General features: G+C 74.4%; 12 protein-coding genes and 1 riboswitch. Of the genes, 5 read left to right on the top strand and 7 right to left on the bottom strand.

Annotated features, from left to right (window positions below; all coding sequences use genetic code 11):
• Window positions 1-53: 53 nt before the first annotated feature.
• Window positions 54-815, bottom strand: coding sequence for a copper homeostasis protein CutC (locus ACFSL2_RS18935; protein ID WP_377199320.1), 762 nt, complete (start codon window positions 813-815; stop codon window positions 54-56).
• 75 nt (window positions 816-890) lie between these two features.
• Between ACFSL2_RS18935 and ACFSL2_RS18930 the strand changes: the two genes are divergently transcribed.
• Complete coding sequence (locus ACFSL2_RS18930; RefSeq protein ID WP_377199319.1) at window positions 891-2075, top strand: PrsW family intramembrane metalloprotease; 1185 nt, start codon at window positions 891-893, stop codon at window positions 2073-2075.
• 12 nt (window positions 2076-2087) lie between these two features.
• Here the strand turns inward: ACFSL2_RS18930 and ACFSL2_RS18925 are convergent, their stop codons facing one another.
• The gene (locus ACFSL2_RS18925) at window positions 2088-3197 is read right to left on the bottom strand and encodes a M20 family metallopeptidase (RefSeq protein ID WP_377199318.1); all 1110 of its coding nucleotides are present in this window, start codon (window positions 3195-3197) and stop codon (window positions 2088-2090) included.
• Between the two features lie 59 nt (window positions 3198-3256).
• On the bottom strand, window positions 3257-3670 hold the full coding sequence (locus ACFSL2_RS18920; protein ID WP_377199317.1) for a DUF6069 family protein: 414 nt from the start codon (window positions 3668-3670) through the stop codon (window positions 3257-3259).
• Between the two features lie 165 nt (window positions 3671-3835).
• Here ACFSL2_RS18920 and ACFSL2_RS18915 point away from each other — a divergent pair, with 165 nt between their 5' ends.
• Entirely contained in the window at window positions 3836-5026 is a 1191-nt protein-coding gene (locus tag ACFSL2_RS18915) for a sensor histidine kinase (RefSeq protein ID WP_377199316.1), read from the top strand.
• Entirely contained in the window at window positions 5026-5673 is a 648-nt protein-coding gene (locus tag ACFSL2_RS18910) for a response regulator transcription factor (protein WP_377199315.1), read from the top strand. Before ACFSL2_RS18915 ends, ACFSL2_RS18910 begins: the two co-directional genes overlap by 1 nt.
• Window positions 5674-5689: 16 nt before the next feature.
• Here ACFSL2_RS18910 and ACFSL2_RS18905 read toward each other — a convergent pair whose 3' ends face one another.
• From ACFSL2_RS18905 to ACFSL2_RS18895, 3 genes are all read right to left on the bottom strand, one after another.
• A complete protein-coding gene (locus ACFSL2_RS18905) occupies window positions 5690-6436 on the bottom strand; it encodes an ABC transporter ATP-binding protein (protein WP_377199314.1) in 747 nt (248 codons plus the stop codon).
• Entirely contained in the window at window positions 6436-8142 is a 1707-nt protein-coding gene (locus ACFSL2_RS18900) for an ABC transporter permease (RefSeq protein WP_377199313.1), read from the bottom strand. The genes ACFSL2_RS18905 and ACFSL2_RS18900 overlap by 1 nt, the downstream gene beginning before the upstream one ends.
• Window positions 8118-9203 carry a thiamine ABC transporter substrate-binding protein gene (locus tag ACFSL2_RS18895; protein WP_377199312.1) on the bottom strand — a complete coding sequence of 362 codons (1086 nt, stop codon included), beginning with the start codon at window positions 9201-9203 and terminating at the stop codon, window positions 8118-8120. Before ACFSL2_RS18895 ends, ACFSL2_RS18900 begins: the two co-directional genes overlap by 25 nt.
• Window positions 9198-9302: riboswitch (TPP riboswitch) on the bottom strand. Its footprint overlaps the gene before it by 6 nt.
• 37 nt (window positions 9303-9339) lie before the next feature.
• On the opposite strand from ACFSL2_RS18895, the gene ACFSL2_RS18890 reads away from it, so the two are divergent.
• Entirely contained in the window at window positions 9340-9621 is a 282-nt protein-coding gene (locus ACFSL2_RS18890; RefSeq protein ID WP_377199311.1) for a DUF4235 domain-containing protein, read from the top strand.
• Window positions 9622-9647: 26 nt separating this feature from the next.
• Here ACFSL2_RS18890 and ACFSL2_RS18885 read toward each other — a convergent pair whose 3' ends face one another.
• Window positions 9648-10424, bottom strand: coding sequence for a PAS and ANTAR domain-containing protein (locus ACFSL2_RS18885; protein ID WP_377199310.1), 777 nt, complete (start codon window positions 10422-10424; stop codon window positions 9648-9650).
• A gap of 184 nt (window positions 10425-10608) precedes the next feature.
• On the opposite strand from ACFSL2_RS18885, the gene ACFSL2_RS18880 reads away from it, so the two are divergent.
• On the top strand, window positions 10609-12039 hold the full coding sequence (locus tag ACFSL2_RS18880; protein WP_377199309.1) for an FAD-dependent oxidoreductase: 1431 nt from the start codon (window positions 10609-10611) through the stop codon (window positions 12037-12039).
• Window positions 12040-12041 lie beyond the last annotated feature (2 nt).

The raw sequence follows: 12041 nt of genomic DNA, 5'->3' as shown, positions 1-12041 counted from the left end.
GACCCGGTGGCCGGCAAGGTGCGAGGCGTGTCACACCCGCCGTGCCGTCGGCGCTACGTCGCGGCGGGCAGGCCGAGCGCGGTCGCGGCGGCCCGCGCGAGCTCGGGGTCCGTCACCTCGTAGCCGGCGTCGCCGCCGCCGGGGCCTCCGGTCTCGACCACCGAACGCTTCGCCGAGAGGTGCACGGCGTCCACCCCGGTGCCCAGCAGAGCGGGGATGTCCGCGGCCGTCACGCCGCCGCCCGCCATGATCTCGATACCCAGCTCCGCGCTGCGCTCGACCAGGGCCGCCAGCCGGTCCAGGCCGTCGCCCGCGCGGGCCGCGCCGCCGGAGGTGAGTACGCGCGCGACGCCGAGGTCGGCGAGCGTGTCGAGAGCGGCCAGCGGGTCGGCGATCACGTCGAGCGCCCGGTGGAACGTCACCTCGGCGTCGTCGGCCGCGGCGACCAGGTCGCGCATCCGCGCCTGGTCGACCGTGCCGGACGACGTCAGCGCGCCCAGCACCACGCCGTCGACTCCGGCGTCGACCGCCAGGGTGACCTCCCGGAGCATCAGGTCGGTCTCGGCGGGCGAGTAGACGAACCCGCCGGGCCGGGGCCGCACCAGCACATGGACCTCGAGGATCGGGGCGGCGTCGGACGACGGGACCACGGCCGCGGCCTCGACCACCGCCTCGACGAGTGCGGCGCTCGGCGTGATGCCGCCGGTGGCGCCGAGCGCGGAGCAGAGCTCGACGCGCCGGGCACCGACGTCGGCGGCGATCACCGCCCCGGCGGGATCCTGGACAGCGAGCTCGAGAGCGACACGTTGGGGCACGGGCGCCAGCGTAACCGTGCACGGGGGCTGCCCGTCGCCCGCCGCGTCCGCGGCCGAGTCGGTAGGGTCCCTGACATGGCCATCGATCCCAGTGCGATCCTCCAGGGGCGGGCGCCCGGGCGGGCTTCGGTCGGAGTGATCCTCGGGATCGTCTTCGCCTCCGTCTGCCTGCTCGTCATCCTCACGTTCGACGCCGTGACGGGCGGCGCCTCGTTCGTGGTCGGGCTGCTGCTGGCCGTCCTGCCGGTCGCCGTCTGGCTGCCGCTGGTCCTGGCCCTGGACCGGCTGGAGCCGGAGCCGCCGAGCGCCCTGGTCTTCGCGTTCCTGTGGGGTGCCGGCGTCGCGGCGCTGTTCGCGAGCATCCTGAACACGCTCGGCCTGTCGCTGCTCACGGAGACCGAGCTCACCGGTGAGCAGGAGGGCTGGTACGTCGTCGCGACGTTCGGCGCGCCCGTGGTCGAGGAGCTGCTCAAGGGCGCGGTCCTGTTCGGCATGCTCTGGTGGCGTCGCCAGGAGCTGAACGGGCCCACCGACGGTGTCATCTATGCCGCGATGGTGGGTCTCGGCTTCGCCGCGACGGAGAACATCCAGTACTTCATCGACGCCGTCGAGGTGGACCAGCTGGGGTACGTGTTCGTGCTGCGGGCCATCGTCTCGCCCCTGCTGCACCCGCTGTGCACGGCGATGACCGGCATCGGGGTGGCGATGGCGGCCCTGGCCGGGCCGGGCCGCATCCGCCGCCGAGCGCCCCTGTACGGGCTGCTCGGCGCGATAGTTCTCCACAGCCTGTGGAACGGCTCCACGAAGTTCGGTCTGGTGGGCCTCGCCGGTGCGTACCTCGTGGGGTTCGCGGTACTGATCGGGGTCATCGTGATCCTGGCGCGGGACCGCCGCCGCATCGTCCAGCTCATCGGGCACTACCTGCCGCTGTACGGTCCGGTCGGCATCGTCACCCCGGACGACCTGCGGATGCTGTCGACCCTGCCCGGCCGCCGGGCCGCCCGGAACTGGGCCCGCTCGGCGGGCGGCAAGCCTGCCGAGCGCGCCATGACGGACTACCAGCAGGCGGCTACCGAGCTCGCCCTGCTGCACCAGCGGGCCGGCGCGCAGAAGGACCTCGACCCGCACGGCCTGGAGCAGCAGCGGCAGTATCTCGTGTGGCTCATGCAGCAGGCGCGGGCCACGTTCGTGGCCCGGCAGCCGCGCCCGCCGGCGACCCCGTGGGGCACCACGGGCTTCGGCCCCCCGGCCCGCCCCTGACACCTCGTTGGGTCAGCGGGGAGAGACCAGGTCTGCCAGCAGCGCGCGCAGCAGCGCCGCGCGGTCGGCGATCCGGTCCACGAGGACGTGCTCGTCGTCGGCGTGCGCACCACCGCCGACGGCACCCAGGCCGTCCAGCGTGGGCGTGCCGACGCCGGCGGTGAAGTTGCCGTCGGACGCGCCGCCCACGGCCACGCCGGTCGGCGCGGGCAGCCCGGCCGCCGCGGCGATCCGGGAGGCGCGGGCGAAGAGGTCGGCGGACAGCGCACCCTCCAGGGGCGGCCGGTTGATCCCGCCCTCGATCTCGATGGCGGCGTCGGGCAGCACCGGGGCGAGAGCCCGCAGGGCCGCGTCGACCCGCTGCTGCTCGGCCACCGTCCGTGCCCGGACGTCGACGGCGAACGATGCCTCGGCCGGGACGGTGTTCCGGGTGGTGCCAGCGACGGCGTCCGTCGGCGTCACGGTGGTCCCGACCGCCGGGTCGCCCAGTGCGGCGACCGCGAGCACCTGGTGCGCCAGCTCGACCGAGGCGTTCACACCCTTCTCCGGCTCCAGGCCCGCGTGCGCGGCCCGGCCCTTCACCAGCACGCGGTAGATCGAGGTGCCCTTGCGCTCCAGCTTGAGCGCACCGCCGTCGGCCGAGGCCTCCAGCACGAGCGCGGCTTCGGCCCCGCGCGCCTCGTCCTCGATGAGCGTCTGGGACGACGGCGAGCCGAGCTCCTCGTCGCCGGTGACGAGCAGGGTGACCCCGGTCCGGTCGTCGAGGGAGCCCAGCACGTGCAGCGCCATGGCGAGGCCGGTCTTCATGTCGAAGCTGCCGGGCCCGCGCAGCACGCCGTCGGTGATGCCGAACGGGTGCGTCCGGAGCGTACCGAGCGGCCACACGGTGTCGTGGTGCGCGAGCACGAGCACGCGGGTGGGTCCGCCGAGCCGCCACCGCAGGTGGATGCCGAGCCGCTCGGGCTCGGCGCCGAGGTGCGCGGTGCCGAGCCGGGCGACCAGGTCCGCGGACCGGGCCAGCGCGTCCGGGTCGGAGGACGGCGACTCGCACTCGACCAGCGTCCGCAGGTCCTCGATCAGCGGGTCGACGGCGGTCCGGGCGGGTGTCTCGTGGAAAGCCATGGACGCACGGTAGCGGCCCCGGCGGATGCCCGGGCTCTCGGCGAGCGGGGCCGCAAGCACTACGCGGTCCTGGACGCACCACCCGGACCCTGACGCAGGCCCAGCGCCACGACGAAGCCCACCACCACGTGCTCGGCCATCAGGATCGCGATGGCCTCCGGCGTGGTCCCGGAGGCCGCGCCCACCAGGGAGCCGAGCAGGACGAGACCGCACAGCACGAGCCAGGCCACCTCGCCACCCCCGCGCGCCAGCCGGCCGATCATGACGCGGACGCCCCAGCCGGCCAGGCCGACGACGAGCGCCGCGACCAGCACGGCCACCACCGTGACCGACTGCGTGCTCGCTCCCGTCCGGGCCTCGACGTCGACGCCGAGCGCCGCGCCGACGAGCCACACGGCCACGGCGGCCGCCGCCGCGACGAAGGGCACGGCCCAGGCGGGCCACCGGCGTCGGGCTGCTGAGTTCTCGGTCATGGGAATCCTCCTTCGCGGCACGTCCCTCGCACCTGGGGAACAGGCTCCCGGGAGCCGGCCCGCCGGACATCGGCCTGCAGTACCGAACCCACCGGACCTTTGGGCGGACGACCCCCCTACTTCGGTCGGTTCTGCCACCCGGCCGCCGTGCGTAGGGTCGCCGGCATGACAGCTGGTGACTCGCAGGACTGCCCCCCGGACGGCGACGTCCGGCCCGGCGGCCTCGTCCGCTCTCCACGCTCGCCGTTGCGGGTGGCGCTGCCCGCCATGATCGTCCTCACCGCCGTGACCGTGTGGGCGGTCCTGGCGCAGCGGCCGACGGTTCCCGGGCTGCTCGACGCCGGCGGGCTCACCGTGCTGGACCCGGTCGTGGCGGTCGCGGCGCTCGCCCTCGTCCCCGGCCTCTGGTCCCGGCACCCTGTCGCGGTGGTGCTGGCCCTCGCGGTGCTCGCCGCCGTCTCGCCGGTCGCCACCCCGGCGGCGACCGCGGGCACCCTGCAGGTCGCCCGCTGGTACCCGCTCCGCACGGCGGTCCTCGTCACGGTCGCGGGCATCGCAGCCCATGCCGTGCAGGCCCTGTGGCGCCCCCCGGCCCTGCCGCTGGGCTGGTGGCTGCTCTGCGACATCGCGGTGCACGCGGCACTGCTGGGTTGGGGCGCGTTCTGGCAGGCGCGGGCGCAGGTGCTGCGCGACCTGCGCGAACGCGCCCGCCGCGCCGAGGCGGACCGCGGCAGGGCGCTGACCGAGGCTCGCGCCGCGGAGCGCAGCCGGATCGCGGCCGAGATGCACGACGCCCTCGGCCACCGCCTGTCCCTGCTGGCCGCCACGGCGGGCGCCGTCGAGTTCCGGCCCGACGCCCCGCCGGAGCGGCTCGCGGCGGCCGCCGGACAGATCCGGACCGGGGCCGCGGAGGCGCTGGAGGACCTGCGCCGGCTGGTGCGCCTGCTCCGTGACGGCTCGGACCGGCTCGCGCCGCCACCCACCCTCGCGGACATCCGCGGGCTGGTCGACGCCGCCCGGTCGGTGGGCACCACCGTCGTCCTCGACCTGCCGGACGAGACCGGCGGTGACGGACCACCGCCCCCGGTCGCCACCGCCGCCTACCGCGTGGTCCAGGAAGGACTCACCAACGCGCGGCGCCACGCGCCCGGAGCCGCCGTCCGCGTCGCCGTGGTCCCGCGCGCGGGCGAGATCCTGGTGACCGTGGCCGACGACGGCCCCGCCCTGCCCGCGAACGGCGAGCCCGGCACCGGGCTGGTCGGCCTGCGCGAACGCGTCGAGCTGCTGGGCGGCACGCTCGACGCGACCCGCTCCCCTGCCGGCTTCACCGTGGACGCGCGGATACCGTGGCGCTGATGGAGACCCGGATCGTGATCGTCGACGACGACGCGCTGGTACGCGCCGGGCTGCGCCTCATGCTCGACGGCGCCGACGGCATCCGTGTGGTCGGCGAGGCCGGCGACGGCAGCGACGTGTCCCAGGTGCTCGACGCCCACTCGGCCGACGTCGTCCTCATGGACCTGCGGATGCCCGGGGTCGACGGGATCGAGGCCACGCGCCGGGTCCGGGCGCGCTCGTCCCCGCCGGCCGTGGTGGTGCTCACGACCTTCGACACCGACACCGAGGTGGTGGGTGCGCTGCGCGCCGGTGCCGCCGGCTACCTGCTCAAGGACATGCCGCCGGCGCGCATAGCGGCAGCGGTCCGCGCGGCCGCCGCCGGCGAGCCGGTGCTCGCACCCGACATCGCGCGCCGCCTGATGGACACGGTCGCCGCTGGTGGTGGCGGGGCGCGAGAGGCCCGGGCCGCGCTGGGCCGGCTGACGGATCGCGAACGAGAGGTCGCCGTGGAGATCGGGCACGGCTCGTCCAACGCCGACATCGCCCGGCGGCTCCACCTCGGCGTGCCGACGGTGAAGGCGCACGTCTCCAGCGTGCTGGTGAAGCTCGGCGTGGAGAACCGCACCCAGGTGGCGCTGCTGGTCCAGCAGGCGGGCGCCGACTGAGGCCCTGCGCGGCCGATCAGTCCCGCAGCCCCAGGAACTCTGCCACCCGGTCGGACGCCGGGGCGGTCCGCAGCTCGTCCGGCGCGGCCACCTGCAGCAGCCGGCCCCGGTCCATCACGCCCACCCGGTCGGCCACGGTGGCCGCCTCGGCGTGGTCGTGCGTGACGAACACCGCCGTCGTCCCGGTCTCGACGAGCGCCGCACGTACCTCGCCCGCGAGCCGCTCCCGGAGCTGGCGGTCGAGGGCGGACAGCGGCTCGTCCAGCAGGAGGAGACGGGGCTGCGGGGCCAGGGCCCGCGCCAGGGCCACGCGCTGCTGCTCGCCGCCGGACAAGGTGGGCACGGCCCGCCCCTCGTAGCCGGCCAGTCCCACGAGGTCGAGCAGCGTGGCCACCCGGGCGTCGCGCTCCGCCCGGGACAGCTCCTGGGTCTCCAGCCCGTAGGCGACGTTCCGCCGCACGTCGCGGTGCGGGAACAGCTGCCCCTCCTGGAACATCAGCCCGAACCGGCGCTTGTGCACCGGCAGCCCGGCCAGGTCCTCGCCGTCGTAGACGACACGGCCGCCCGACAGCGGCTCCAGACCCGCCACCGCGCGCAGCAGCGACGACTTGCCGCACCCGCTGGGGCCGAGCAGCGCGACGACCTCGCCGGGTGCGACGGTCAGCGACACGCGATCCACCGCGGTGACGCCGCCCGGGCCGCGGGCCGAGCCCGTCACGACCCCGTACCGCACGGTGACGTCCCGGATCTCCAGCCCGGCCATCAGAACTCCCCTCCGGCGCGTTCGTCGCGCAGCTGCTCCGCCACCATCATCACCGTCGCGGTCAGCACGGCGAGCACCACCGATGCCGCGAGCGCCATCCCGTAGTTCTCCGCGCCGGGCCGTCCGATGAGGCGGTAGATCACGACGGGCAGCGTGGCGCCGTCGGGCCGCGCCAGGAACGACGTCGCACCGAACTCCCCGAGCGACACCGCGAACGCGAACCCGGTGGCCAGCCCGACCGAGCGGAGGGCGATCGGCAGGTCCACCGTCCGCAGCACGCGACCCGGTCCGGAGCCGAGCACCGCGGCGACCTCACGCAGCCGAGGATCGATCGCCCGGAGCACGGGCAGCACGGTGCGTACGACGAGCGGTACGGCGACGACGGCCTGCGCCACGGGGACGAGCAGCCCGGAGGTCCGCAGGTCCACGCCGAGCACGGGTTGGTCCATGGTGATGAGGAACCCGAAACCGACGGTCACCGCGGACACGCCGAGCGGCAGCATGAACAGCCCGTCGAGCGTGCCGACGGCGCGGCGTGCGCCGGGGGAACGCGGCCGGCGCGAGACGACGAGCGCCACGAGCCCCCCGACGACCAGCGAGATCAGCGTGGCGGTCAGCGCGATCCGCAGCGAGGTCGCCGTGGCTTCCCAGACGGTCACCACCAGGGCGTTCCGTTCGCCCGTCGTCCCGAGGGCCACGTAGTTTCCCGGACCCCAGGATCCGTCCGGTTCCCGGAAGGACCGGGCGACCAGTCCGGCGAGCGGCAGCACCAGGAGCCCGACGACGATCGCGGCGCCCACCAGCGCCATCGTCACGTCCTGGGGGGACCGCCAGGACAGCCGCCGGGCCGAGCCGCGGGCGGACACGAGACGCAGGGCCGCCTCGCGACGCCGGCGTGCCCGGGCGGACAGGGCCAGAGCGCCCGAGATGACGACGAGCTGCATGATCGACAGCACCGAGGCGGACCGCAGGTCCAGGAACTGGGTGGTGCGGATCCAGATCTCGGTCTCGATGGTCCCGTACCGCACGCCGCCGAGCACCAGGACCACGCCGAACGCCGTGGCGCAGAACAGGAACACGACCGAGGCCGCCGACACGATCGCCGGTGCGAGCGAGGGCAGCGTCACGGTCCGGAACACCCGCACGGGCCCCGCACCGAGGGACGCGGCGGCCTGCTCGGTCCGCGGGTCGAGGCGCTCCCAGAGCCCGCCGACGGTGCGTACCACCACCGACACGTTGAAGAAGACGAGCGCGACGACGATCCCGGCCAGCGACTCCTCGAGGCCGAGGAACCCGAGGGTGCCGCCGGGTGCGAACAGGGTGCGGAACGCGACGCCGACCACGACGGCGGGCAGCACGAACGGTACGGTCACGAGCCCCCGCACCAGGCTGCGTCCGGGGAACGACCGCCGGTACAGCAGGTAGGCGAGCGGCAGACCCAGCAGGACGGAGAAGGCGGTGCCGAGCACCGCCTGGGTCAGCGTGAAGCGGACGAGCTGCCACGTGCGCGGCCGGAGGAGCACCTCGGTGAACCCGGTGAGGTCGAGCATGCCGTCGGGCAGGAAGCCGCGGACCACGAGCGCGATGACAGGCCAGGCGAAGAAGGTCCCGAGGAAGCCGAGCGGGACCGCGACCGCCACCGCCCAGAGGAGCGGTGCGGAGCCCGTGGTGCCGCGCCGGCTCAACCGAGCACTGTCTCGGTCCACCGCTCGATCCACTCGTCGCGGTGCTCGCTCACCTCGGTGGGCTCCACCTCGAACGGCGCGTCGGCCTGGGGCGCGAACTTCTTCCAGTCGGCAGGCAGCTGCACCGACGGGTCGGCCGGGTACATGTACATCGACTCGGGCAGTGCGGACTGGACGTCCTCGGTCAGCAGGAAGTCGACCAGCTCGCGCGCACCCTCGGGATTATCGGACCCGGTGAGCACGCCGGCGTACTCCACCTGCCGGAAGCACGTCTCCAGCAGAGCGCTGGTGGTCGACTCCGAGCCGTCCTCGCTCACCGTGAACGCGGGGGACGTCGCGTACGACAGCGCGAGCGGGCGCTCGCCGCCCTCCCCCGCACCCGAGAAGTCCACGTAGTACGCGTCCTCCCAGGAGTCGGCGACCTTGACGCCGTTGTCCACGAGCGACGTCCAGTAGCTCTCGAACCCGTCCTCGCCGAACGCGCCGATCGTCGCCAGCAGGAACGCGAGCCCGGGGGAGGACGTGGCCGGGTTGGTCACCACGAGCAGGTCGCGGTACTTCGGGTCCGCGAGGTCGTCCAGGGTCTTCGGCACCTCGAGGTCGGACTTCTCGAACCAGGCCTCGTCCGCGTTCACGCAGACGTCGCCCTGGTCGATCGGGGTGAGTGCCCCACCGAGCTGCTCGGCGCCGTCGGGCAGCCCCGTGGGTGTGTACTCCTCGACCACGTCGGCCTCCAGCGCACGGGAGGCGAAGGTGTTGTCGATGCCGAACACGGCGTCGCCGAGCGGGGCGTCCTGGGTGAGCACCAGCTGGTTCACCAGGGTTCCGGCGTCGCCCGCCGCGCTGACCTCGAGGGTCAGACCGGACTCCTGCTCGAACCGGTCGACGAGCTTCTCGTCGAGCGCCCAGGAGTCGTGGGTCACGAGGGTCACGGTGCCGGACGCGGACGGGTCGCCCGAACCGGTCTCGGAACCGCCGGACCCGGAGCTGCCGCACCCGGCGAGCAGGAGCGCCACGGCGAGCAGCCCGGCGACCGGTCCAGCATGGTGGGTGCCCGCGTGGGCACCGGAAAGACGCAACATCGTGCCTCGACTTCCTCCGCCGGTGTGACCCGGATCAGGTTCAAGGGTCTGCGGTTTTCCGCACTCTCAGCGCCGGGAGGCGCTCCCCTGTCGTTTCCAGGCAGCCTACTGGCCCATCGGGGGCTACGGTGTGAAGGTGGCCCAGATTGAGACGGAACAGACACTCGCCGAGAAGGTCGGCACTCTCGCCCTGACGCTCGCGGCCGGCTGGGTCGCGCAAAAGGCGGTCAGCATGATCTGGAAGGGCGTGACCGGCAACGACGCACCCAACAAGCCGGACGACCCGGAACTGGACCTGGTGCAGGCCACCGTGTTCGCGGCGGTCGCCGCCGGCACGGCGGTGTTCGCCAAGCGGCTGGCGGCGAAGGGCGCGTCGAAGGCCGCCCTGCGGATCGCCGCCCGCCGCTCAGCGCACTAGCCGGCCGGCCCAGGCCCGGATCCGGTTCAGCCGGCCACCTTGCGTGGCCGCCGGGTGAGCAACGGGTCGTGCCCGCGCGGTCGGCCCACGGGCTCGACACCGTCGAGCGCACGCGTCAGCGCTGCCTGCGTGATGCCGGGTTCCTCGGACTCGGCGTGCAGCCTGGTCATGACCTGGTCCGCCGCGAGGCGCAACGGGATGCTCACGCGGTTCGCGGCTTCGAGCAGCAGGTGACCGGCAGTCTCGTCGTCGACCCCGCGCACCGCCATGACGACCCCCTTGGCCTGCTCGATCACGGCCTGGCTCACGAACGCCCGGGTCACCACGCCCTCCGACCGGCGGGTCAGCGCCTCCTTCTGGACCGGTGTGGCGTCCACGACGTAACCGACCAGCTCCGGTGCCTGGTCCGGGCCACCACGCAGGCCCTGACCGATCACGACCACCGACCGCGTACGACCCTTGCGGTCCACGATGCGGTGGGAGCAGGCGAACGGCCGACCCTCCCGCATCGCCTCGGCGGCGGCCCGGACGATCCGGCTCCGGTCGTCCGGATGCTTGCGCGAGCGGAGCGCCTCGAGACAGGGCTCCACCTCGTGCCGCTTCCAACCGTGCATGGTGTAGATCTCGTCGGACCACCACCAGCTGCCCGACATCAGGTCGACGCGGAAGCGGCCGACCAGCAGATTGGTGCCGAGGCCCAGAGCATGTGCCAGATCCCCCGCCGAGAAGCTCGGGGACGGTGCTGGCGCATCGCCTCCGGAGCCGTCCACCACACTGAGCGCGGGCTGCTTGAAAGAGGACATCTCAACCTCCCAGATCCGGTGTGGACTGAGAGCCGCTTCATGACTCCGCGGCATCGATTGTAGAGCGGTTCTCCTCCTTCGACAGCCGGAGGGAGCAGTCGCGGCGCCGGCACGCTGCGAGTGCCCGCCCCTCGTGCCAGCCTGAAGTCGCCCGCAGCGACCGACCGGCACCCGGAGGTGCACCGTGAGCGAGACTCCCCACGACCAGGCGACGGAGCCGGACGCCACGGGCCCGAGCACGAGCACGGCGAGCCTCCTGGCCGCGGGCCCGCTGCGCACCGACGTCGCGGTGGTCGGCGCCGGGCTCACCGGCGTCGTCACGGCACAGCTGCTGGCCGACGGCGGGGCGAACGTCGTGGTGCTCGACGCCGGCACCGCGCGCACCACCACCACGGCTCGCTCGACCGGCAAGCTGTCGGTGCTGCAGGGCACGCGGCTCGCGCAGGTCGCCCGGTACGGGGACGACGTCGTCCGGGACTTCCTGGCGGCCGGGTTCGCCGGCCTCGGGTGGCTCCGCCGCGTCCTCGGCGACCTCGGCGTACCCGTCGACAACCGCGACGACCTCACGGTGGCGACCGCCCCCGAGGAGGTGGCCGACATCGACGCCGTGCTCGCCACCTGCGCACGCCAGAGCCTCGCGGCGCAGTGGGAGGAGGACCCGCCCTATCCCGCACGGACCTTCGGCGCCGTACGCCTGCCCGGGCAGGGCCAGGTGGACCCGCTGCGCATGCTCTCGGCGCTGCGCGCCCGTCTGCGGTCCCGCGGCGTTCCGATCCACGACGGCGTGCGGGTGCGGCAGGTACGCCGGCTCAGCTCCGGCGTCGCGCTCCGCACGACCCGTGGCACGGTGCTCGCCGACCGCGTGGTGCTGGCCACCGGCACCCCGCCCGGCCGCCTGGGCGGCCTCTTCCTCCGGCTGGAGGCCGGTCGCAGCCTGCTCACCACCTGGGACGTCGCGGATCCCGGAGCGCTGCCGCCCGGCTTCACCGAGACCATGTCGATCACGGCGGGCTCCCCCGTCCGCTCGCTGCGCATGGCAGGCGGCCTGCTCATGGTGGGCGGCGAGGGCTACACCGTCGGCAGGGAGCACCACCCCGACCGACGGCTCGCCGCCCTCGACGCGTGGACCCGTGCGCACCTGCCCGTCGGCGCGCCCCGGCACGCGTGGGCGGCCCAGGACTACAGCAGCGACACCGGCCTCCCGCTCGTCGGCCCCGCGATACCGGGCAACGACCGGGTGCTCGTCGCGACGGGCTACGCCAAGTGGGGACTCACCAGCGGCGCCGCGGCCGGGCTGGCGCTCGCCGGCCGCCTCCTCGACGACCCCGTCGAGTGGGGGCCGACGCTCGAGCCCTGGGCGCGCCCGGCCCGGCCGACCCCCCGCACGGCGGCGACCTTCGGCGAGCAGACCGCCGGCTGGGCCTGTGCCACCACCCGTCCCACGGGCGGGCGGCCGGGAACGGTGCACGTGTCCCGGATCTGCCCCCACCTCGGCGGCGTGGTGCGGTGGAACGACCAGGAGGAGTCCTGGGACTGCCCGGTGCACGGGTCCCGGTTCGCCGCGGACGGAACCCTGCTGGAAGGCCCCGCAACGGAGGACCTCGCACGGCGCTGACC

Origin of the sequence: Promicromonospora aerolata, assembly GCF_042682255.1 — a bacterium.
Classification (GTDB): Bacteria; Actinomycetota; Actinomycetes; order Actinomycetales; family Cellulomonadaceae; genus Promicromonospora; species Promicromonospora aerolata.
This window is presented reverse-complemented; position numbering and strand designations above follow the sequence as displayed.

Excerpts from the sequence above, each read along its gene's own strand:
- ACFSL2_RS18930 (WP_377199319.1), top strand. The coding sequence starts at position 891 with ATGGCCATCGATCCCAGTGCGATCCTCCAGGGGCGGGCGCCCGGGCGG.
- ACFSL2_RS18925 (WP_377199318.1), bottom strand. The coding sequence starts at position 3,197 with ATGGCTTTCCACGAGACACCCGCCCGGACCGCCGTCGACCCGCTGATC.
- ACFSL2_RS18920 (WP_377199317.1), bottom strand. The coding sequence starts at position 3,670 with ATGACCGAGAACTCAGCAGCCCGACGCCGGTGGCCCGCCTGGGCCGTG.
- ACFSL2_RS18915 (WP_377199316.1), top strand. The coding sequence starts at position 3,836 with ATGACAGCTGGTGACTCGCAGGACTGCCCCCCGGACGGCGACGTCCGG.
- ACFSL2_RS18910 (WP_377199315.1), top strand. The coding sequence starts at position 5,026 with ATGGAGACCCGGATCGTGATCGTCGACGACGACGCGCTGGTACGCGCC.
- ACFSL2_RS18905 (WP_377199314.1), bottom strand. The coding sequence starts at position 6,436 with ATGGCCGGGCTGGAGATCCGGGACGTCACCGTGCGGTACGGGGTCGTG.
- ACFSL2_RS18895 (WP_377199312.1), bottom strand. The coding sequence starts at position 9,203 with ATGTTGCGTCTTTCCGGTGCCCACGCGGGCACCCACCATGCTGGACCG.
- ACFSL2_RS18885 (WP_377199310.1), bottom strand. The coding sequence starts at position 10,424 with ATGTCCTCTTTCAAGCAGCCCGCGCTCAGTGTGGTGGACGGCTCCGGA.